Source organism: Helicobacter pylori (genome assembly GCF_011175115.1).
Lineage (GTDB): Bacteria > Campylobacterota > Campylobacteria > Campylobacterales > Helicobacteraceae > Helicobacter > Helicobacter pylori_DF.
The window spans coordinates 37,785-58,495 of the sequence record NZ_SHOW01000006.1 but is presented as its reverse complement, the minus strand read 5'-3'; the positions used below and the strand labels follow the sequence as shown (position 1 = coordinate 58,495).

At 38.7% G+C, this 20,711-nt stretch carries 22 protein-coding genes and 4 tRNA genes; 17 read left to right on the top strand and 9 right to left on the bottom strand.

Annotated elements, in window-relative coordinates; all coding sequences use genetic code 11:
- Positions 1–763, top strand: a 763-nt coding sequence (hopJ, locus tag EXS92_RS06420; protein WP_165515920.1) for a Hop family outer membrane protein HopJ/HopK, incomplete at its 5' end; no start/stop codon positions are given.
- 65 nt (positions 764–828) lie between these two features.
- On the opposite strand, the gene EXS92_RS06415 is transcribed toward hopJ, so the two are convergent.
- Positions 829–1,035 (bottom strand): 2-hydroxymuconate tautomerase family protein, encoded by a 207-nt coding sequence (locus EXS92_RS06415; RefSeq protein WP_001115881.1) that lies wholly within the window; start codon positions 1,033–1,035, stop codon positions 829–831.
- Positions 1,036–1,190: 155 nt separating this feature from the next.
- Between EXS92_RS06415 and recR the strand changes: the two genes are divergently transcribed.
- The 11 genes from recR (at position 1,191) to EXS92_RS06360 (ending at position 9,028) form a co-directional block, all read left to right on the top strand.
- Positions 1,191–1,772 carry a recombination mediator RecR gene (recR, locus tag EXS92_RS06410; protein WP_001924745.1) on the top strand — a complete coding sequence of 194 codons (582 nt, stop codon included), beginning with the start codon at positions 1,191–1,193 and terminating at the stop codon, positions 1,770–1,772.
- Positions 1,769–2,914: a tRNA pseudouridine(13) synthase TruD gene (gene truD / locus EXS92_RS06405; RefSeq protein WP_165515919.1), complete on the top strand. Its 1,146-nt coding sequence runs from the start codon at positions 1,769–1,771 to the stop codon at positions 2,912–2,914. The genes recR and truD overlap by 4 nt, the downstream gene beginning before the upstream one ends.
- The gene (gene htpX, locus EXS92_RS06400; RefSeq protein WP_242673989.1) at positions 2,901–3,833 is read left to right on the top strand and encodes a zinc metalloprotease HtpX; all 933 of its coding nucleotides are present in this window, start codon (positions 2,901–2,903) and stop codon (positions 3,831–3,833) included. Before truD ends, htpX begins: the two co-directional genes overlap by 14 nt.
- Positions 3,834–4,376 (top strand): GTP cyclohydrolase I FolE, encoded by a 543-nt coding sequence (gene folE / locus EXS92_RS06395; protein WP_000426990.1) that lies wholly within the window; start codon positions 3,834–3,836, stop codon positions 4,374–4,376.
- A gap of 15 nt (positions 4,377–4,391) precedes the next feature.
- Positions 4,392–5,303 (top strand): polyprenyl synthetase family protein, encoded by a 912-nt coding sequence (locus EXS92_RS06390; RefSeq protein WP_165515917.1) that lies wholly within the window; start codon positions 4,392–4,394, stop codon positions 5,301–5,303.
- A complete protein-coding gene (gene surE, locus EXS92_RS06385) occupies positions 5,300–6,103 on the top strand; it encodes a 5'/3'-nucleotidase SurE (RefSeq protein ID WP_165515916.1) in 804 nt (267 codons plus the stop codon). Before EXS92_RS06390 ends, surE begins: the two co-directional genes overlap by 4 nt.
- Complete coding sequence (locus EXS92_RS06380) at positions 6,100–6,759, top strand: hypothetical protein (RefSeq protein WP_096528357.1); 660 nt, start codon at positions 6,100–6,102, stop codon at positions 6,757–6,759. The genes surE and EXS92_RS06380 overlap by 4 nt, the downstream gene beginning before the upstream one ends.
- A gap of 3 nt (positions 6,760–6,762) precedes the next feature.
- Positions 6,763–7,365, top strand: a complete 603-nt coding sequence (locus EXS92_RS06375) for a 6-pyruvoyl trahydropterin synthase family protein (protein WP_000236855.1) — start codon at positions 6,763–6,765, stop codon at positions 7,363–7,365.
- On the top strand, positions 7,362–8,117 hold the full coding sequence (locus EXS92_RS06370; RefSeq protein ID WP_165515915.1) for a 7-carboxy-7-deazaguanine synthase QueE: 756 nt from the start codon (positions 7,362–7,364) through the stop codon (positions 8,115–8,117). Before EXS92_RS06375 ends, EXS92_RS06370 begins: the two co-directional genes overlap by 4 nt.
- 84 nt (positions 8,118–8,201) lie before the next feature.
- Complete coding sequence (locus EXS92_RS06365) at positions 8,202–8,687, top strand: GNAT family N-acetyltransferase (RefSeq protein WP_165515914.1); 486 nt, start codon at positions 8,202–8,204, stop codon at positions 8,685–8,687.
- A 98-nt stretch (positions 8,688–8,785) separates the two neighbouring features.
- Positions 8,786–9,028: an outer membrane beta-barrel protein gene (locus EXS92_RS06360; RefSeq protein WP_000478803.1), complete on the top strand. Its 243-nt coding sequence runs from the start codon at positions 8,786–8,788 to the stop codon at positions 9,026–9,028.
- 157 nt (positions 9,029–9,185) lie between these two features.
- Here EXS92_RS06360 and EXS92_RS06355 read toward each other — a convergent pair whose 3' ends face one another.
- From EXS92_RS06355 to EXS92_RS06320, 8 genes are all read right to left on the bottom strand, one after another.
- Positions 9,186–10,565, bottom strand: a complete 1,380-nt coding sequence (locus EXS92_RS06355) for an MFS transporter (protein ID WP_165515941.1) — start codon at positions 10,563–10,565, stop codon at positions 9,186–9,188.
- A gap of 257 nt (positions 10,566–10,822) precedes the next feature.
- The gene (locus EXS92_RS06350; RefSeq protein WP_165515913.1) at positions 10,823–12,526 is read right to left on the bottom strand and encodes a DUF262 domain-containing protein; all 1,704 of its coding nucleotides are present in this window, start codon (positions 12,524–12,526) and stop codon (positions 10,823–10,825) included.
- 63 nt (positions 12,527–12,589) lie between these two features.
- A complete protein-coding gene (locus EXS92_RS06345) occupies positions 12,590–13,303 on the bottom strand; it encodes an amino acid ABC transporter permease (protein ID WP_165515940.1) in 714 nt (237 codons plus the stop codon).
- Complete coding sequence (locus EXS92_RS06340) at positions 13,287–14,057, bottom strand: amino acid ABC transporter substrate-binding protein (RefSeq protein WP_165515912.1); 771 nt, start codon at positions 14,055–14,057, stop codon at positions 13,287–13,289. Before EXS92_RS06340 ends, EXS92_RS06345 begins: the two co-directional genes overlap by 17 nt.
- A 67-nt stretch (positions 14,058–14,124) precedes the next feature.
- Positions 14,125–15,258 (bottom strand): alanine racemase, encoded by a 1,134-nt coding sequence (gene alr / locus EXS92_RS06335; RefSeq protein WP_165515911.1) that lies wholly within the window; start codon positions 15,256–15,258, stop codon positions 14,125–14,127.
- Positions 15,259–15,264: 6 nt separating this feature from the next.
- On the bottom strand, positions 15,265–16,617 hold the full coding sequence (locus EXS92_RS06330; RefSeq protein WP_165515910.1) for an alanine/glycine:cation symporter family protein: 1,353 nt from the start codon (positions 16,615–16,617) through the stop codon (positions 15,265–15,267).
- Positions 16,618–16,657: 40 nt separating this feature from the next.
- Positions 16,658–17,890 carry an NAD(P)/FAD-dependent oxidoreductase gene (locus EXS92_RS06325; RefSeq protein WP_165515909.1) on the bottom strand — a complete coding sequence of 411 codons (1,233 nt, stop codon included), beginning with the start codon at positions 17,888–17,890 and terminating at the stop codon, positions 16,658–16,660.
- Positions 17,891–17,911: 21 nt separating this feature from the next.
- The gene (locus EXS92_RS06320) at positions 17,912–18,289 is read right to left on the bottom strand and encodes a RidA family protein (RefSeq protein WP_000665824.1); all 378 of its coding nucleotides are present in this window, start codon (positions 18,287–18,289) and stop codon (positions 17,912–17,914) included.
- A gap of 314 nt (positions 18,290–18,603) precedes the next feature.
- Between EXS92_RS06320 and EXS92_RS06315 the strand changes: the two genes are divergently transcribed.
- The 5 genes from EXS92_RS06315 (at position 18,604) to EXS92_RS06295 (ending at position 20,709) form a co-directional block, all read left to right on the top strand.
- A tRNA-Gly gene (locus tag EXS92_RS06315) sits at positions 18,604–18,678 on the top strand.
- Positions 18,679–18,719: 41 nt separating this feature from the next.
- Positions 18,720–18,806 (top strand) — tRNA-Leu (locus EXS92_RS06310).
- Positions 18,807–18,879: 73 nt separating this feature from the next.
- Positions 18,880–18,954: transfer RNA gene (locus EXS92_RS06305), tRNA-Cys, on the top strand.
- A gap of 47 nt (positions 18,955–19,001) precedes the next feature.
- Positions 19,002–19,089 (top strand) — tRNA-Ser (locus tag EXS92_RS06300).
- 129 nt (positions 19,090–19,218) lie between these two features.
- Positions 19,219–20,709 carry a Na+/H+ antiporter NhaC family protein gene (locus tag EXS92_RS06295; protein WP_165515908.1) on the top strand — a complete coding sequence of 497 codons (1,491 nt, stop codon included), beginning with the start codon at positions 19,219–19,221 and terminating at the stop codon, positions 20,707–20,709.
- Positions 20,710–20,711 lie beyond the last annotated feature (2 nt).

Here is a 20,711-nt window from a genome sequence, read left to right as displayed (position 1 = left end):
AGTCATGCTTAGTGGGGGCGTTGCATCTAACCCACAATTAGCCCAAGCGTTAGAAAAAATGCAAGAACCCATTACTAACCCTTTAGAATTTGAAGAAAACTTAAAAAATTTAGAATTGCAATTTGCTCAATCTCAAAACCGCATGCTTTCTTCTTTATCTTCTCAAATCGCTGCAATTTCAAATTCTTTGAACGCGCTTGATTCTAACTCTTATTCTAAAAACGTTTCAAGCATGTATGGGGTGAGTTTGAGCGTAGGGTATAAGCATTTCTTCACCAAGAAAAAAAATCAAGGGTTGCGCTATTACTTGTTCTATGACTATGGTTACACTAACTTTGGTTTTGTGGGTAACGGCTTTGATGGTTTAGGCAAAATGAATAACCACCTCTATGGGCTTGGGATAGACTATCTTTATAATTTCATTGATAATTCACAAAAACATTCGAGCGTGGGTTTTTATGTGGGCTTTGCTTTAGCGGGGAGTTCGTGGGTAGGGAGTGGTTTAGGCATGTGGGTGAGCCAAACGGATTTTATCAACAATTACTTGATTAATTATCAAGCTAAAATGCACACGAGTTTTTTCCAAATCCCTTTGAATTTTGGGGTTCGTGTGAATGTCAATAGGCATAACGGCTTTGAAATGGGCTTGAAAATCCCTTTAGCGGTGAATTCCTTTTATGAAACGCATGGCAAGGGGTTAGATACTTCCCTCTTTTTCAAACGCCTTGTCATGTTTAATGTGAGTTATGTTTATAGTTTTTAGGGGGGTAGAAACAAGCACCCCTTACATTTTAGCGTATCGCAACCTTTGAATTTTAAAAACTAGATCTAGTTTTTTTGCCTCAAATGATGGACGCTCTCGCCCCCAAGACCATAATTATTAGAATCAACCTCATCTATAATGACCACAATAGAAGCCTTATTTTTGTTTAACACCTTCACCATCAAATCTGAAACCCCTTCAATCAATTGCTGTTTTTGCTCGTTTGTTGGCCCTCCATTTTCTGGCACAAGTTTGATATTGATAAACGGCATGTTATTCCTTAAAATTGAGATAGCACATTATAACACTTCTATTTAAACGCTTCATTAAGCGCTTTTTCATATGATATTAATTAAACCCCCTTTTAAAAACAATAAAAGCCCTTTTAGTGGCTTTCAAGTCAAGTTAAGTTTGATATACTAACAGAATGAATACTTATAAAAACAGCTTGAATCACTTTTTAAATTTAGTGGATTGTTTAGAAAAAATCCCCAATGTGGGTAAAAAGTCCGCCTTTAAAATGGCGTATCATTTGGGTTTGGAAAACCCCTATCTGGCGCTAAAAATCACGCACGCTTTAGAAAACGCCCTAGAAAACCTTAAAACATGTGCATCTTGTAACGCGCTCAGCGAGAGTGAGGTTTGTGAGATTTGCTCTGATGAGAGCCGGCAAAATTCTCAGCTTTGCATGGTTTTACACCCAAGAGACGTGTTTATTTTAGAAGATTTAAAGGACTTTTTAGGGCGCTATTATGTGTTAAATTCTATAGAAGACGTGGATTTTAACGCCCTAGAAAAACGCCTGGTTGGAGAAAACATTAAAGAAATCATTTTTGCTTTCCCCCCCACTTTGGCCAATGATTCTTTAATGCTCTACATTGAAGATAAATTACAACACCTCCACCTCACTTTCACTAAAATCGCTCAAGGCGTGCCTACTGGAGTGAATTTTGAAAACATTGACTCCGTTTCGCTTTCAAGAGCGTTTAATTCAAGGATCAAGGCATGAATTTAAACTTTATGCCCCTATTGCACGCCTATAACCATGCGAGCATTGATTTTCATTTCAATTCTAGCGCTAGGGATTTTTGCGTGCATGAAGTGCCTTTGTATGAATTTAGCAACACAGGCGAACATGCCGTTATTCAAGTGAGAAAAAGCGGTTTAAGCACTTTAGAAATGCTTCAAATTTTTTCTCAAATTTTAGGGGTAAAAATCGCCGAATTGGGTTATGCGGGCTTGAAAGATAAAAACGCGCTGACGACTCAATTCATCTCACTCCCTAAAAAATACGCCCCTTTATTAGAAAAAAATACGAGCAACTTTCAAGAAAGAAACCTTAAAATCCTGTCTTTGAATTACCATCACAATAAAATCAAATTAGGGCATTTAAAGGGGAATCGCTTTTTTATGCGTTTTAAAAAAATGACCCCCCTAAATGCTCAAAAAACAAAGCAGGTTTTAGAACAAATCGCGCAGTTTGGCATGCCTAATTATTTTGGTTCGCAACGCTTTGGGAAGTTCAATGACAACCACAAAGAAGGGTTAAAAATCTTACAAAATAAAACGAAATTCGCCCATCAAAAATTAAACGCTTTTTTAATTTCAAGCTATCAAAGTTATTTGTTTAATTCGCTTTTAAGCAAACGATTAGAAATCAGTAAAATCATTAGCGCTTTTAGCCTAAAAGAAAATTTAGAATTTTTTAAACAAAACAATTTAAGCGTCAATTCAAACACCCTAAAAGCCCTTAAAAACCAAGCCCACCCCTTTAAAATCCTAGAAGGCGATGTGATGCGCCATTACCCTTATGGGAAGTTTTTTGATGCTTTAAAATTAGAAAAAGAGAGCGAAAGGTTTTTAAACAAAGAAGCTGTGCCTACCGGGTTACTAGATGGCAAAAAAGCTCTTTATGCAAAAAATTTGAGTTTAGAAATTGAAAAAGAATTCCAGCATAATCTTTTAAATAGCCATGCTAAAACGCTAGGATCCAGGCGGTTTTTTTGGGTGTTTTTAGAAAATGTAACTTCTCAATACATCAAAGAAAAAGCGCAATTTGAATTGGAATTTTACTTGCCTAAAGGGAGTTATGCGAGCGCGTTGCTCAAAGAAATCAAGCATGAGAAAGGAGAAAATAATGACGAATTTTGAAAAGATTATCGCGCAAAACAGGCTCAAAACGAACGCGGTTTTAACCACTTATTGCGTAATTTTTGCTTTTATTGGGTTGTTGGTGGATGCTATTAGAATCAACGCTAATGATTTAGGAATAGCTCTTTTTAAACTCATCACTTTTCAAATTTTTCCTACGATCACCATTATCATGTTTGTGGTGGCTTTTGTCGTTATTGTTATTTGTATCCAAAATTTTAGCTCTATCATGTTAAGCGGTGATGAATACAAGCTTATTGACCCAAGCAAGGTTCTAAGCTCTAAAGAAAATCAAATCCATCGCCTTTTGTTAGAGCTTTTAGAAGAGGCTAAGCTTCATTTTGAACCTAAGCTTTATATCATTAACGCCCCTTACATGAACGCTTTTGCGAGCGGGTGGGATGAATCTAATTCTCTTATCGCTCTTACAAGCGCTTTAATAGAGAGGTTGGATAGAGATGAATTAAAAGCCGTGATCGCTCATGAGCTCAGCCACATACGGCACAATGACATCCGCTTGACCATGTGCGTGGGGATTTTAAGCAATATCATGCTGTTAGTGGCTAATTTTAGCGTGTATTTTTTCATGGGGAATCGCAAGAATAGTGGGGCGAATTTAGCCCGAATGATTTTATTACTCTTACAGATCATTTTGCCTTTTTTAACGCTCATTTTACAAATGTATTTGAGCCGCACACGAGAATACATGGCCGATAGCGGGGCGGCGTTTTTAATGCATGACAATAAGCCCATGATTAGGGCCTTACAAAAAATTTCTAACGACTATGCGAACAACGATTATAAAGAAATAGATAAGAATAGCACCCGATCAGCGGCCTATCTTTTTAACGCTGAAATGTTTAGCACCCACCCTAGCGTTAAAAATCGTATCCAATCCTTAAGAAAGCGTGTGATTTAAATGGAAAATTTTTTCAACCAATTTTTTGAAAACATCGGCGAAGATAAGAATCGAGAAGGCTTGAAAGAGACGCCTAAAAGGGTTCAAGAATTATGGAATTTCTTGTATAAAGGCTATAAAGAAGATCCTAGAGTGGCTTTAAAAAGCGCGTATTTTCAAGGCGTTTGCGATGAAATGATAGTGGCTCAAAACATTGAATTTTACTCCACTTGCGAACACCATTTACTCCCTTTTTTGGGGAATATCAGTTTAGGATACATTCCTAAAGAAAAGATTGTAGGCATTAGCGCGATCGCTAAACTCATTGAAATTTATAGCAAACGCCTACAAATCCAAGAAAGGCTGACCACTCAAATTGCAGAAACCTTTGATGAAATCATAGAGCCAAGGGGCGTGATCGTGGTTTGTGAAGCCAAGCATTTGTGCATGAGCATGCAAGGGGTGCAAAAGCAAAATGCGATCATTAAAACAAGCGTGTTAAGAGGCCTCTTTAAAAAAGACCCTAAAACCAGAGCTGAATTTATGCAACTCTTAAAATCTTAGGTTATAATTCTGTGCATGAATAACCCTAATTTATCCTTTTATTATAATGAGTGCGAGCGTTTTGAAAGCTTTTTAAAAAGCCATCATTTACACCTTGAAAGCTTCCACCCTTATTTGGAAAAAGCCTTTTTTGAAATGGTGCTTAATGGGGGCAAAAGGTTCCGCCCTAAGCTTTTTTTAGCCGTGCTTTGTGCTTTAGTGGGTAAAAAAGATTATCTTAACCAACAAACAGAATATTTTAAAATCGCTTTAAGCATTGAATGCTTGCACACTTATTCGCTTATCCATGATGATTTGCCATGCATGGATAACGCTATTTTAAGGAGAAACCACCCCACTTTACACGCTAAATACGATGAAACCACAGCCGTTTTAATCGGCGATGCACTCAACACTTACTCTTTTGAATTGCTTTCAAACGCTTTACTAGAAAGCCACATCATTGTGGAATTGATCAAAATTTTAAGCGCTAATGGGGGGATTAAAGGCATGATCTTAGGGCAGGCTTTGGATTGCTATTTTGAAAACACGCCCTTAAATTTAGAACAACTCACTTTCTTACACGAGCATAAAACCGCTAAATTGATTAGCGCGAGCTTGATGATGGGGCTTGTTGCAAGCGGTATTAAAGATGAAGAGCTTTTTAAATGGCTTCAGGCTTTTGGGTTAAAAACGGGTCTTTGTTTTCAAGTGTTAGATGATATTATAGATGTTACACAAGATGAAGAAGAAAGCGGTAAAACCACTCATTTAGACAGCGCTAAAAACAGCTTTGTGAATTTATTGGGGCTAGAAAAGGCGAATGATTACGCTCAAACTTTAAAAACAGAGGTTTTAAACGATCTAAATCTATTAAAAACCGCTTATCCTTTATTGCAAGAAAATTTAAACGCATTATTGAACACTCTATTTAAAGGCAAGACATGAAAAAAATTTTACTCACCAACGATGATGGCTACCATGCAAAAGGCATTAAAGCTTTAGAACAAGCTTTAGAAAACATGGCAGAAATCTATGTGGTCGCCCCCAAGCATGAAAAAAGCGCATGCTCGCAATGCATCACGATCACCGCGCCTTTAAGAGCGGAGAAAATTAAAGGCAAAGAAGGCCGGCATTACAGGATTGATGATGGCACGCCAAGCGATTGCGTGTATCTGGCGATCAATGAGCTTTTTAAACATGTTTGTTTTGATTTGGTGATTTCAGGGATCAATCTTGGCTCTAACATGGGCGAAGACACGATTTATTCTGGAACGGTGGCCGGAGCGATTGAAGGCACGATCCAGGGCGTGCCTTCCATTGCGATTTCTCAAATCCTTTCTAACAAAAACAAAAACACTCCCTTAAGTTTTGATCTAGCTCAAAAGATCATCCAGGATTTAGTCCAAAATATCTTCACCAAAGGCTACCCCTTAAAGGGGCGCAAACTCCTAAACGTGAATATCCCTAATTGCTCCTTACAAGAATATAAGGGTGAACGCATCACCCCTAAGGGCTATAGGCTGTATAAAAAAGAAGTGCACAAACGCACAGACCCCAAGAATGAAAGCTATTTTTGGCTAGGGCTGCACCCTTTAGAATGGCAAAAGCGTGAAAATGAAGACAGACTCTCTGATTTTGACGCTATTGCTTCAAACCATGCCTCTATCACGCCTTTAAATTTAGACTTAACCAGTTATGATGATTTGAAAAATTTGGAATCTTGGCATAAGGGAATGTTAAAGTGAGTAAAAATCACCGCTTGGCTTTTTTAGGGCTGATTGTTGGGGTTCTATTCTTCTTTAGCGCATGCCAACACCGCTTGCACATGGGGTATTATTCAGAAGTTACAGGGGATTATTTGTTCAACTATAATTCCACTATCGTGGTGGCTTATGACAGAAGCGATGCGATGACTTCTTATTATATCAATGTGATCGTTTATGAATTGCAAAAATTAGGCTTTTATAACGTCTTCACGCAAGCGGAATTCCCGCTAGATAAAGCAAAAAATGTGATCTATGCGCGCATTGTCCGTAACATCTCGGCTGTGCCGTTTTATCAATACAATTACCAGCTGATCGATCAAGTCAATAAGCCTTGTTATTTTCTTGGGGGGCAGTTTTATTGCTCCCAAACCCCTACCGATTACTACGCTATCAATGGCTTTAGCGAGCAAATTTTAATGAGCACTAATTCGCATTTTATTTTGGATTGGTATGATGTGGTGCTGCAAAAACGGGTTTTATATGTGGATGGGAGCGTGAGCGGAAGGACTTGTGGCTATCAAATGCTGTATAGGGATTTGATTAAAAGCACGATCAAACGCATTGATTTTAACCGTCCTGAACGCTACTACTACAATTTAAGACTGCCCCTTTATCAGCCATGTTATAGGGAATGAGTAATGGTTATCAGGCGATTGTATAAATTTTGCGCTAGCCATGTGGTGCGTAATTGCTCTTCTTTAAGATGCGCTCAAAATATCCATGGGCATAATTATGAAGTGGAAGTCTTTATTGAAACCAACCGCTTGGATAACGCGAACATGGCGCTAGATTTTGGGTTGATGCAACAAGAAATGCAAACCTTTATAGACTCCTTTGATCATGCCCATCATTTTTGGGATAAAGAAAGCGTTGAGTTTCAGCGTTTTATAGAAAATCATTGCGTTCGTTACGTGAAATGCTCGTTTAATTTGAGCGCGGAGAGTTACGCCCTCATGTTTTTATACTACTTGACAAGGATTTTACAAAAAAGCGTTTTTTCTAATAATGAAGGGGAGTTAAAAGTCTCTAGCGTGCGCGTGCATGAGACTAAAAACGGCTACGCTGAAAGCTTTTTAAAAGATTTAGAAAACCCTTATTTTAAATCTTTAGTGCATGATCATTGCGTTTCTTTTTCGCAAGGCATTCAAAGTTTGTGGCATGATAAGGACTTTTTCCATAAAATCATTAGTGATGAAGAAAAATGCTTTTTTCACGCTAAGCCCTTACACCAAATCCCATGAAACTCCCGGTCGTTGAGAGCTTTTTTTCCTTACAGGGTGAAGGGAAAAGGATAGGCAAGCCCAGTCTTTTTTTGCGCTTAGGGGGGTGTAACCTTTCATGCAAGGGCTTTAATTGTAAAACCTTATTCAATGATGAAATCCTAACAGGTTGCGATAGTTTGTATGCGGTGCATCCTAAATTCAAAGAAACTTGGGATTATTACAATGAGCCTAAGCCCTTGATTGAACGATTAGTTAATTTAGCCCCTAGTTATAAGGATTTTGATTTCATTCTCACAGGCGGGGAGCCAAGCTTGTATTTTAATAACCCTATTTTAATCAGCGTTTTAGAGCATTTTTATCGCCAAAAAATCCCTTTATGTGTAGAGAGCAATGGTTCTATTTTTTTTGAATTTAGCCCTATTTTAAAAGAATTGCATTTCACTCTAAGCGTCAAACTCTCTTTTTCTTTGGAGGAAGAAAGCAAGCGGATCAACCTCAAAGCCTTACAAAATATCTTAAATAACGCTAAAAGCGTGCATTTTAAATTTGTATTGGAGAGTCAAAACGCCGCTCAATCTATTATAGAAATTCAAAGCCTTTTGAAACAACTCTCCTTAAAAAATAATGAAATCTTTTTAATGCCCCTAGGCACAACTAACAACGAGTTAGACAAAAACCTAAAAACCCTAGCCCCCCTAGCCATAAAGCATGGTTTCAGGCTGAGCGATAGGCTCCATATCCGCTTGTGGGACAATAAGAAAGGGTTTTAAACTCATAATAGCGTTATTATTTTAAGCTAAAAACTGTTATCATACACCATTAAGAGATTATTTTACCTCTAAAGTTAGGAAATCATGACCATCAAAATTTTTTCGCCCCAATACCCCACTGAATTAGAAGAATTTTATGCTGAGCGCATCGCTGACAACCCTTTAGGGTTTATCCAACGCTTGGATCTTTTGCCCAGCATTAGCGGGTTCGTTCAAAAATTGCGCGAGCATGGCGGGGAATTTTTTGAAATGAGAGACAATGAAAAGCTCATTGGGATCTGTGGGCTTAATCATATCAATCAAACGGAAGCCGAGTTGTGTAAATTCCACATAAATACCGCTTATCAATCCCAAGGACTGGGTCAAAAACTCTATGAGAGCGTGGAGCGATACGCTTTAATTAAAGGCTATACTAAAATCTCTCTGCATGTGAGCAAGAGTCAAATCAAGGCATGCAACCTCTATCAAAAGCTGGGTTTTACGCGCATTAAAGAAGAGGATTGCGCGGTGGAGTTGGGCGAAGAGGCTTTGATTTTCCCCACTCTTTTTATGGAAAAGATTCTGTCTTAATTAACGCATCATTTGACACACGCCCAAGCGATAATTTTAACTATCAAACTTTGATTAACACAGCCTAATTAATGTTAAATAAACCCTAAAACAAACGCTTGTTTTTAAAATTTTGTTTTTCAAGCGCTTCGCAAAGTTTTAGAAGCCCTATTTTAGGGGTTAACGCTAAAATAGGCTATCAAAACTACTTTAATGATTTTATAGGGCTGGCTTATTATGGCATCATCAAATACAATTACGCTAAAGCGAGCAGTGAGAAAGTCCAGCAATTGAGCTATGGCGGTGGGATAGATTTGTTGGTGGATTTCATCACCACTTACTCCAATAAAAATAGGGGTTAGGGGGTTTTAATGAGGTTGCAGAGAGGAATTATACCCCAACCCCCTTAAGAGTTTTACAACAAAATGAGATCCAAAACGAAAAAATTTTATCGTCACCAAAACCCACCAACGCTATCGGCTAAGTTTTGATTGAATCACTCAAAGGTTTGCGCATCCTTCATGCTGTGGGCGACACTTCGGTATCACTGGATTTGTGGTAAATTGGAGCCATTAAAAGCGATGTAATAAAAGCAATTAAAGAAACTATGAGGATATAAAAGCTCAAACCATAACTTTGCAAACTTTCAGGGGCTGCTATAGCTTTTGCGTTTAACCAGCTTGAAAGTTGAGGGGTAAATCCAGCGGTTATAGCATAGGCTATGTTATAAGCAAAGGAAATCCCACTAAAACGGATTCTGGCGCTAAACACATCGCTCATAAAAATGGGACAAAAATTCATAATGCCCGCGCAAAAGCAAGCTAAAAAGTATAAAACTATGGTATTGACTAAACTTGGCGCGTTAGAATAAAATTCCTTAAAGAATAAAAAGCCAAAAAAGGCAAAGGCCGCGCTAAAAGCCATGCAAACTTTGTGTGGTTTGATTTTATCGGCTAAAAACCCGGTTAAAATAATAGAACTTACAATACCAACAAGTCCTAAAATTTGAAAATAGGTTTTTTCAAACGGAGTGAAATGAAAATTGGGATGCGTAAGAGTAAAATTCGGGACAAAAAGGATAAAAATCAAAATACAAGCGGTTAAAACCCAAGTGATAAGCATGGAGATTGATATACCAAAGAGAGAGTTTTTAAACACCTCTTTAAGCGGGAATTTGACTAAGGCATCGTCTTGCTTCATTTGCTGAAAAACGGGAGTTTCTTCTAAAAAGCGCCTCAAATACACAGAAATGATACCAAAAATCCCTCCAAGCCCAAAAGCAACCCTCCAAGCCCAATCTTCAACAACAGGCTTGTCAAAAACCATGTAAATCCCGATATAAACCAAACTCCCAAGCAAAATCCCAGAAACTACGGAAGCGGTTAAAAAACCGATATAAGTGTTTTTTTGCCCTTGTGGGGCATGTTCATGGACAAAAACCCAAGCGCCAGGCAATTCACCACCCACAGCAACGCCTTGACAAATCCTAACAAGCACCAAAAAAATAGGAGCTATGTAACCAAGATAATGAGCGTTTTTAGGGGTAAGCCCCATGCTATCCACGCCAAAACCCACCAAATCATCAAAAGTTGGCATTAAAGCTAGCGCAAAGGTTGGGATCACCATCAATAAAATAGAGAGCATGAACATGTTTTTACGACCGAATTTATCCCCAAAGTGAGCCATCACTATGCCACCAAGCGGGCGCGCCAGATAACCTGCAGCAAAGATACCATAAGTGTTGATTTCAGACCAAATAGGGCTAAGCGTGTTTGGGAAAAAGTGCTTGGCAATGATGCTTGTAAAAAATACAAAGATGATAAAATCGTAAAATTCTAAAGCCCCACCAAGCGAAGATAACCCTAAGGTTTTTACCTCTTTTTTGCCTAAATGTTTTATTGATCATCCTTTCACTAAGGCTATCGCCCTTTTAATTTTTCATTTTGAAACTAAGATTGATAAAATTAATTTTATATAGCTACCTTACACCTTAAAGGAATTTTTTTAGATAATAAGCAGTAAATGAAATTTATTAGCACTCAAAAAGTGAACCATTCTACCTTTTTTATCATTAAGCATCACTTAAATGAGTTTACATTTTGTTTACCCGTTTTGTCAAAACGCTTTACTTGATTCTATCAGCTAAAAAAACACTCCTATGAAGACTTGGGCAATAACACTTCTTTTAATTTGGTAATGATAGCTTCTTCTCTTTTTTCACGAAATTCCTTGATATTTTCCCATTCTAATTTTAGGGTAAGGTCAATATAATTTCTTTTTTTATACTCTTCTATGGCTCGCTCATCTTTATATTCTTCTTTGAGCCACACTTCAGGGTCTTTATCCTTTTTGGCTTGGTTCTCTGTGCCTTCTAAAAGTTGGAGGTTATATAAATGATTCCCACACTTATAGAAATCTTTATCCAATTTTTTATTTTTCTCATTAAACTTGGACTTTGGATAAATATGGTCTATATGAAAAGTGGTGGTTTTATACTTCAGGTTTGGGTATAAGATTTGCAAGATAGGAAAGACTCGAGCATGGCTACTAGAACACATCATGTCTTCTATAGCATCGTTAGTGATTTTTAAAGGGCATGTTTGGTGTTTGGCTAAATTGTGGTTGAATGATTCAAAGGTTGGCGCATCCTTCATGCTATGGGCTATGTTGTTTAATTTTGTATCCGTTGAAGGAGTAAAATAACTCGTGATTTGAGCGTTGCGGACAAATTTTAGGGCTTGTTCTTCATCGTTTTTATCCATTTTTGGATTTAAAAAATAAAAATAGGCTAAAGTGGATAAAATATAAGCTGAACCCAAATATTTTACATAACCAAAATTTTCTAATACTTTTGCAACTTTGTAGATGCTCTTTGTAATTTTTTCCCAATTGTCTTCAATCTCTTTGATATTTTTTTTATTAAAATTTCTTAATTCAAAAGTAGTGTCTTTACCAATGAGAAGCAAGCAAGTTTTTAGCACCTGGTCTTGCCCCATGTTTGAAAAGCCTTGGTCTTTTAAAGCATCCACTAGCTCATTCATTCTTTCTCTAATATCGCTTGAAAAGCTTGCTGTCAAAATAGACATCAATAAATCAGAATAGCTTAACTTGACCCCGCCACTATTGACACGGATAAAGATATTTAAAACTTTATTAAGATTTTTTTCTGTTTCTTCAAAAAATGAAATGAGTTGTTTGTCGTGAAAAGCTTTGCTTAGATTTTCTAATAAATCCAATTCATTACCCTTTAAACCATGTTCTTGCGCATAATTCCAAACATTTTTCAATTCCAAAATATCCCCCACCTTAAACCACCAATGTTTTTTATCATTCTCAGGCTTTTGAGCATGAAATTCAAACTCGTAGTTGTCTTCTGGGTTGTCCATGTTTGGCTGGTGCTTCAAGTTCAAATACAAACGCTTCTCTTCATAAGCGTTAGGGTTGTTGATTTTAGCGTTCTTTTTCTTAAGCGTTCTAGTGCCTTTAAGCCCGATATAAAGCGAGGTTAAACGCTGTTGGCCATCTAGGACGATATACAAATCATCACGCTTGATTTGTTCAATATGGATTTTTTCATTGTGAGGCTTTCGCTCATCGTAATTTGTAATGAATTGATAAAGTTGGAAATTGAGTTTATCGCTATCTTGTTCATCGCTCTTGGCTATATCCTCCTTTTGTAATTTCCAAAATAAAAAAGAGCCAATAGGATAGCCCCTAAGAATGGAGTCAAAAAGTTGCTCTATCTTTTTTTCATCGGCTTTTTTGAGCCACACGTATTCACGCTGAATGTCAGGCAAAAAATAACGATCATTCAATCCATCTACCACTTCTTTAATGGCCTTATCCAAGAACACACCCATGGGAATTTCCTTATTTTGTATTATTTAGGCTGTATTATAATCAAATATTAGATTGAGCTAACTTTAATTTAAGATTTTTTCCATGCACTTTTGGATCACTTCTAAAACCAAGCAAAAAAGCCAATAAATCAAAGCGGCTTCCAAGTAAATAGGCAGAAAATCATAGCTGGCGTTCGCTTTTTGCTGCGCGATTCTAAAAACCTCTGCGATAGTTACCACAGACGCCAAAGAAGTTTCTTTAAAAAGGCTGATGAAGGTGTTACTCAAACTAGGCGTGGCGACTTTGAGCGCTTGAAAAAAGATGACATGCCAAAAGGTTTGCAAGTAATTCAAACCCAAACTCAAGCTTGAATCCCATTGATCTTTAGGGACAGAAAGAAAGCTCGCCCTCAAAGTCTCTGAAGCGTATGCCCCTACATTGAAAGAAAACGCAATAATGCCTGCTGGGATTGGATCAATATAGACCCCAAGGGCGGGCAAACCATAAAACACCACCACGATTTGGACCAATAAAGGCGTGCCTCTAATGAGCGAAACATAGAAATTCACGCCCGCTAATAAAGCCTTATGAATGAAATGTTTAGGGGGTGCGATTTTAATGAGAGCCACCAAAACCGCAATGAATAAGCCCAAAATGAAAGAAATGATCGCTAAAGGCAAAGAAATGCAAAAAGCGGCTTTCAGCATGGGGTAAAAAGCCTCTAATAGTAATTCCAAACGCTCCTTGCTTAAATCTAAAGATTCAAAAAACAAAGACAGATTAGGGCTGGCTGACATCTTTTCCAAAAAATTGTTCGCCTAAGCGTTTTAAAACCCCTTTATTGATCAATCTTTGCATCGCTTGGTTGATAAGCTCTAAAGCTTTTTCTTGGTGCTTGTTAATAACAAAGGAAGCGCCCCCGTCTTTTTCTTTGGACTCCCATGCGATTTTAAAGGGGCTGTTTTTATGGGTGTTTAGGTAGTTTAAGATCGCTAAAGAACTATTTAAGGTCAAATCGGCTCGTTTTTGTGCCACTAGCAACAAGGCTTGCGCCATAGAATCCACCGAAACGATTTGAGCGTCGTATTTAAAAGCGATTTCCCCATAAGTGGAGCTTAAAGTGTTAGCCGCCTTTAAGCCCTTAATGTCTTCAATGCCTTTAATGCGGTTTTCATCTTTTCTAACCAGCATGATCGTGCCTGAATAGCTATAGGGCAAGCTTTTATCAAAAGCCGCTTGGCGTTTTTTAGTCGTCAAACTCACCTGGTTAGCGACCATATCAAAACGCCCTGATTTCAAGCCTGCAAGCATAATATCCCATGAAGTTTCGTGGAATTTGATTTTCACGCCAAGCTCTTTAGCCAACTCCCTAGCCACTTCCACATCATAGCCGGTGAGCTTGCCTTCTTTATTATGGTAAGTGAAGGGGGGGTAAATGCCTTCTGTGCCAACGCTGATCGTTTCTTTATTGACAAGCTTTTCATACAAGCTAGAAGCGTTCAAAAAACCCCCCAAAAAACTTATTACTAACAAAAATAAAACTTTTTTCATTTTATATTTTAATCCTAAATTTTTTCAAGCATTCTAACACAAAATAAAAATTTTGCATGGTTTGATTTTAAATATAGACGCGCTCCAAGCGTTTGGATAGGGTGCTGATGGTTTCATAAGGAATGGTGTTTAAAAGTGCAGCGATTTCGCTTGCGTCGTTAGCCTTAGCGCTTTTATCCCCAAACAAGATGACCTCATCGCCCTCTTTGGCTTGAATATTATTAAGCTTGACAAAGCACTGATCCATGCACACCTTGCCAATAAGGGGGGCTAATTGGTTATTGATCGCTACTTGAATGCGATTGCCTAAAGCGCGCATTAACCCGTCCGCATACCCTAGAGCCAAAACACCCACTAAAGTTTCTTCATTGGTATAAAAATGCTCGCCATAGCCAATAAATTCGCCTTTTTTAACGCTTCTGATTTGAACGATTTGAGCTTTTAAACTGATAACATTTTTTAAAATGGTTGGGCATGTTTCTTTCATTCCATTAGAAGGGTAAAAACCATAGAGCATGATCCCTGGGCGATAGAGGTTTAACAAACGATTTTCATTCCCGTTACACAAAGAAAGGATGCCAGCGGAATTGTAGGCATGGCGGTATTGAAACTCTATTTTTTGATCTAAAAGCTGCTCTAAAAAAGCGTTAAAGGCTTTCATCTGGTTTTTAGCATGGGTTTTAATCTTAGCATCAGCGTTGCTTAAATGCGTGAATATTCCTTCCACTTCCAAGCCCTTTAAAGCGCGGATTTTTTTAATGATTTCTATGCTTTTAAAATTAGGCTCTAAGCCCAAGCGGTGCATGCCGGTATCAATTTTGAGATGCACTTTTAAGCGTTTTTGAGATTTTAAAGCCACTTGAGAAAAAACTTCCGCTTGTTCAAGGCTAAAAACCATAGCGCTCAAATCGTTATCAACCAACATGGAAGCGTTAGCGTTAGGGCTATAACCTAAAATCAAAATAGGGGTTTTAGGGAAATGAGAACGCAACTCTAAAGCTTCATCTAAAGTCGCTACCCCTAAATAATTAGCCCCTTCTTGTAAGAAAATTTCGCTCGCTTTTAATGCCCCCGCCCCATAAGCGTTCGCCTTAACAACCGCCATGATACAAGCGTCTTTAGGGACAACGCTTTTAACTGCGTTAAAATTATGCCTTAAAGAATGGGTGTTCACTTCTACAAAACTCGCCCTTTTTAACATGTTGTCTTACTTGTTAGAATGCTTGCTAAAATACCAACGAGTTTCAGAATAAACCACTTTATGCAATAAGATTAAAGCGATTAAATTAGGGATAGCCATAAGCCCGTTAGAAAGATCCGCTAAATTCCACACAAAATCAATTTTAGCCATAGCCCCCACCATCACGCTCGCTAAAAAGATCAAGCGGTAATATTTCACTTTTTTTTCACCAAAGGCGTATTCAGTGCATTTTTCTCCATAATAAGCCCAACCAATAATCGTAGAGTAGGCAAAAAAGATCATGGTTGTAAAAATCACCACCGCCCCCAATGATCCTAAAAAATACTCCGTGCTTTTTAAAGTGAGCAAATTAGCGCTCAATTTCTCCCCATTAGGGAGCAAGGTGTTGTATTCTGGCGCCATTAAAATCACGCTCGCCGTCGCCGAACACACCACTAAAGTCACGATAAAAGTTTGAAGCATGGACACTAGGGCTTGACGCACCGGGTGGTGTGTTTGAGCGCTTGCGGCAATAATGGCTGAGCTCCCCAACCCCGCTTCATTAGAATACAACCCCCTAGCCACGCCGGTTTTTATCATCGTCGCTACCAACGCACCGCTCGCTCCGCCCACAACGGGTTTAGGGTTAAAGGCTTCTTCAAAAATGAGTTTGATCGCTTGAAGGGCTAAATCAAAATGGCTGACAATAATATAAATAATAGCGATCAAATATAAAAGCACCATAACAGGAGCTAAGTAAGAAGTGAATTTACCAATGGATTTGATCCCCCCTATGACAATAACAGCGGTTAAAAGAGTGAGCAATAAACCTGAAACCCAATTAGGCAGGTTCGCTTGTTCGCTCAAAATGGAAGAAACCGCATTAGATTGCGTCATGTTACCGGTGCCAATGCTCGCAATAATCGTAAAAATCGCAAACGCCATGGCGAGTTTGGGCATGTTAAGGCCGTTTTTGATGTAATACATGGGCCCTCCGTTGTATCCAAACGCCCCTTTTTCCCTGTATTTCACCGCTAAAATCCCCTCAGAATACTTAGTCGCCATGCCAACAAGCCCAGTAACCCACATCCAAAACACCGCTCCTGGCCCTGCAATGCTGATAGCAGTCGCTACGCCTACGATACTCCCAATGCCTACAGTCGCCCCCAAAGAGAGCATGAGAGCGGAAAATTGCGAAATGTCGCCCTTAGATTGGGACTCTTTGTCAAAAAGGATTTTGATCGCATAAAAGATCTTACTGAATTGCAAACCCCTAAGATAAAAGGTTAAAAACAAACCGGTGCCTACTAATAAGATTTGCATGGGAATCCCCCACACAAAATTGGATAATAAACGCACCACCGAATCAATCGTTTCCATAAAAGCTCCTTAACAAACTAGGGTTTAAAAAAGAAATTCCTTAATCCCTAAAAAATGCAGAAAAAAGCATAATATCGGCATTTTTTTCATTCGCGCCATCTTGGCTCAAATTAGCGATGATTTTACCAATGGCCGGGCCAAAAGTGATGCCAAGCCACCCAAGCCCTGTCGCATGGATTAAGTTTTTATAGCGTTTGTCATAGCCCAAATAAGGAATATCATTAGGGGTTAAGGGCCTGAAACCGCACCACTCTGTGGCGTCTTTCATTTCAAAAGGCTGCGTGAAAGCGGCTAAATTCTTTTTCATGTTAGCGATTTGCTCTTTATCAATGAGAGCGTTGTTGGTGTTTAATTCTAATTTAGAAGTGATCCTAACGGTGTCTCTTCGTGGGGTCATTGCCATGAAAATATCCGCAAATAAGGAAGAGGTTTTGGGTTTCAATTCTTCAGGCATTTTAAAGGTGATGCTATAACCTTTAGCCCCCATCATTAAAAAATCGTTTTTGGTTTTTTTAATGAGAGTGGGGTTAGCCCCAGTGGCTAGAATGATTGTTTCTGCTTGGATTTTTTCCTTATGCGTGATAACGCCATCAATGAGGTTGTTTTTAAACTCAAAATCAATCACTTCTTCATTATAGAGAAACTCCACGCCCGCATTTTGTAAATATTCTTGTAAAGAGCGCATCACTTCGCCCGGATCCACATGCGCGTTTTCGGTTAAAAGCACGCTCCCGCAGATATTGTCATTAACAATAGGCATGTATTCTTTGGTCTCTTTCACACTAAGGATTTTATAAGCACCGCTGTCATCGCAAGTTTTAAGTTTTTTTTCAAAACTTTCTTCTAGAGTGTAGATCATTAAAAGCCCATCTTCTTTATACCAAAAGTCCATGCCGTCTTTTAGCATTTGATGATACATATCAACACTCAGCCACCCGTAGCGTTCAAACAACGCCATGGTGCGGTGCGTGGATTTGGCGTTCGTGCTTGTCATAAACTTTAAAATCCATTGATAGAGCTTTAAATTAAGCCCAAAATGGAATTTTAAAGGGGCTTGGTTTTTGAGCATGAGCTTTAGGGTGTCTAACACCACACCAGGGCATGAGAGTGGGGCTTTTTTAAATGCAGAAATGAGCCCGGCATTCCCAAAAGAAGTGCCGTTTGCACCATCGCTTTTTTCAATCACGCAAACCTTATGCCCTAATTTATGCATAGAATACGCGCAAGAAAGCCCCACAATCCCACCGCCTATGACCACGACTTCTTTTTTCATGCTGATAGTCTCTTTAATAAATCACTTAATGGCTATCGCTTCAATTTCTACTAAAGCGTCTTTAGGCAGTTTAGCCACTTGAAAGGTCGCTCTAGCCGGATAAGGCTCTGTAAAATAACTCCCATAAATTTCATTCACCACCGCAAAATCGTCTAAACTTTTCAATAAAATAGTCGTTTTAACCACGCTATCCATCCCTAACCCTGCTTCTTTTAAAATCGCTTTGATATTTTCCATGGACTGCGTGGTTTGAGAATGAATGTCTGTGCCTTTAAATTCGCCGGTGCTTACATCAATGCCTAATTGCCCAGAGACAAAAACAAGATCGTTAGTAGCGATAGCTTGAGAATAAGGGCCTATCGCTTTTGGGGCTAGCGTTGAATGAATGACTTCTTTCATGATTGAAACTCCTATGATGATGTGTTATGTCAGCTATTATTATGCAATCAAATTAAAAAGAAATAAAAAATGAGCGCAAAACGCCATGAATTTTCATCCTGTTATAAGGTATTGTATATTTTTTACCCATATTTAGAAATTCTTAAACGGGTTTTGTTTGAATGGAAACTCAAAACATTATTGTTCATTTTTTAAATAAAAGGGGTTTTGGCTGTTTTGATTGGTTTTAAAATCAGTTTTGAAATTTTTCATAAGCCCTTGACTTTTATTATTGAGTTTAGATACAATAACAATCGTCTTTTTGAATAAAGAGCGCGGGAATAGCTCAGTGGTAGAGCACGACCTTGCCAAGGTCGGGGCCGCGGGTTCGATCCCCGTTTCCCGCTCCATATTTTGATTTAACTTCTAGAGCATGGTTTCTATTTAGTTTGCCCAGGTGGTGGAATTGGTAGACACAAGGGACTTAAAATCCCTCGGTAGCAATACCGTGCCGGTTCAAGTCCGGCTTTGGGCACCATCGTTGCAAATTAAACCAAATTAAACATGGTTTGATTTTGTTATCTCAATAGATGTGCTATTGTTAAATTTAAGGCGACATAGCCAAGTGGTAAGGCATGGGTCTGCAAAACCTTGATTCCCCGGTTCGAATCCGGGTGTCGCCTCCATATTGTAGTCATTTAGGGACTTTTGTAAGGGACTTTTATGAAAATAGCGGGAGATGGCTGAGTGGTTGAAAGCGGCGGTCTTGAAAACCGTTGAGGGTCATACCTCCGGGGGTTCGAATCCCTCTCTCCCGGCCACTTGATTAAAATCTTTTAAGCGATTGGTTTTGGCAAATTCATCTCTTCTTTTAATTAATAAAGAATTTTGTGAATATTGATTGTCTCTTTTAATTGAAATTTAAAGATTAGTTTAAAGGATTTTATTCGGTGGGATTGTCAGCATCAAGCCTTATTGTTCCTTTTAGCGTTATTTTAATGGTGGTTTTTACTAAAAGAGTCGCGCTCTCGTTATTTGTGGGCATTTTAGTGAGTGCTGTTTTAATGCATTCGTTACACCTTTCTCAACTTATAGAATATATTTATCATAAAATCACTTCCGTTTTTTACACTTACGAGCCAGAAAAAGGGCTTCATTTCAATCTTTCCAACCTCTATGTTTTTGGGTTTTTAATCTTTTTAGGCGTCTTAAGCCAAGTGATTTTAAAATCCGGTAGCGTGCAGAACTTTGTCAAAAAAGCTAAAAAATACTCTAAAAACGCCAAAACCCCCGAATTTATCGCTTTTTTTTCAGGCATCATTATTTTTGTAGATGATTATTTTAACGCCCTAACCGTGGGGCAAATCTCAAAGTCTTTAAACGACGCTCATAACTCCACACGAGAACGCCTAGCTTATATTATAGACTCCACTTCAGCGCCGGTGTGCTTATTAGTCCCTATTTCTAGCTGGGGGGCGTATATTATGGGGATCATGAATAACGACAACTCGCCCCTATTGAAGGATAGTTTTTCGGTGCTTGTGCAAAGCTTGAGCAGTAATTATTATGCGATTTTTGCGCTCATTGCAGTCTTTCTCACCATTTTATGGCAAATCAACCTCCCTAGCATGAGGAAGTATCAAAACATGGGCGTGAAGGATTTTTATAGCGAACAAGAAGAAAGCTCTTCAAAACTAGCCCCCTTAAGCCTGTTACCCCTTTCTATTTTATTATTGATTGTGTCCATTTCATCATTGATTTTTTATACCGCAGTGATCTTAAAAAACACTGATGCGAGTTTTTCGCTCTTTTATGGGGGGCTGTTTTCGCTCATTATCACCTATCTTTTAGCTTATAAGTTTTTAGAAAAAGGGAGTTTTTTTAAACTCATGTTGGATGGCTTTAAGAGTGTGGGGTCGGCGATATTAGTCTTAACGCTCGCTTGGGCTATTGGGCCTGTGATCAGAGACGACGCTCAAACAGGGCTTTACTTGGCCCACATCAGCAAGGGATTTTTAAATAGCGGGGGAGGCGCGTATATGCCTTTAATCTTTTTTTTAATCTCTGGGTTTATCGCTTTTTCTACCGGCACAAGCTGGGGGGCGTTTGCGATCATGCTGCCCATTGGAGCGGGCATGGCCAATGAAAGCGATATTATTTTGATTGTTTCAGCGATCCTCTCAGGCGCGGTTTATGGCGATCACACAAGCCCCATTTCTGACACGACTATACTATCGGCTGCAGGGGCAGGGTGTTCGGTGCAAAGCCATTTCATCACGCAACTCCCTTATGCGACTATTGCGATGCTTTGCAGCGCGGTGAGTTTAGGGGTGGCAAGTTTTATACATTCTCGCTCGCTCGCGCTTGTCATTGGTGTGGCTTTGCTTGTGGGGGTGTTTTATCTTTTAAAAAGGTTGTATGGTGAAAATCTAAAAACTTAAAT

Bases quoted from the DNA above. Each gene is read 5' to 3' on its own strand.
- EXS92_RS06415 (WP_001115881.1), bottom strand. From the start codon at position 1,035: ATGCCGTTTATCAATATCAAACTTGTGCCAGAAAATGGAGGGCCAACA.
- recR (WP_001924745.1), top strand. From the start codon at position 1,191: ATGAATACTTATAAAAACAGCTTGAATCACTTTTTAAATTTAGTGGAT.
- truD (WP_165515919.1), top strand. From the start codon at position 1,769: ATGAATTTAAACTTTATGCCCCTATTGCACGCCTATAACCATGCGAGC.
- htpX (WP_242673989.1), top strand. From the start codon at position 2,901: ATGACGAATTTTGAAAAGATTATCGCGCAAAACAGGCTCAAAACGAAC.
- folE (WP_000426990.1), top strand. From the start codon at position 3,834: ATGGAAAATTTTTTCAACCAATTTTTTGAAAACATCGGCGAAGATAAG.
- EXS92_RS06390 (WP_165515917.1), top strand. From the start codon at position 4,392: ATGAATAACCCTAATTTATCCTTTTATTATAATGAGTGCGAGCGTTTT.
- surE (WP_165515916.1), top strand. From the start codon at position 5,300: ATGAAAAAAATTTTACTCACCAACGATGATGGCTACCATGCAAAAGGC.
- EXS92_RS06375 (WP_000236855.1), top strand. From the start codon at position 6,763: ATGGTTATCAGGCGATTGTATAAATTTTGCGCTAGCCATGTGGTGCGT.
- EXS92_RS06370 (WP_165515915.1), top strand. From the start codon at position 7,362: ATGAAACTCCCGGTCGTTGAGAGCTTTTTTTCCTTACAGGGTGAAGGG.
- EXS92_RS06365 (WP_165515914.1), top strand. From the start codon at position 8,202: ATGACCATCAAAATTTTTTCGCCCCAATACCCCACTGAATTAGAAGAA.
- EXS92_RS06350 (WP_165515913.1), bottom strand. From the start codon at position 12,526: ATGGGTGTGTTCTTGGATAAGGCCATTAAAGAAGTGGTAGATGGATTG.
- EXS92_RS06345 (WP_165515940.1), bottom strand. From the start codon at position 13,303: ATGTCAGCCAGCCCTAATCTGTCTTTGTTTTTTGAATCTTTAGATTTA.
- EXS92_RS06340 (WP_165515912.1), bottom strand. From the start codon at position 14,057: ATGAAAAAAGTTTTATTTTTGTTAGTAATAAGTTTTTTGGGGGGTTTT.
- alr (WP_165515911.1), bottom strand. From the start codon at position 15,258: ATGTTAAAAAGGGCGAGTTTTGTAGAAGTGAACACCCATTCTTTAAGG.
- EXS92_RS06330 (WP_165515910.1), bottom strand. From the start codon at position 16,617: ATGGAAACGATTGATTCGGTGGTGCGTTTATTATCCAATTTTGTGTGG.
- EXS92_RS06325 (WP_165515909.1), bottom strand. From the start codon at position 17,890: ATGAAAAAAGAAGTCGTGGTCATAGGCGGTGGGATTGTGGGGCTTTCT.
- EXS92_RS06320 (WP_000665824.1), bottom strand. From the start codon at position 18,289: ATGAAAGAAGTCATTCATTCAACGCTAGCCCCAAAAGCGATAGGCCCT.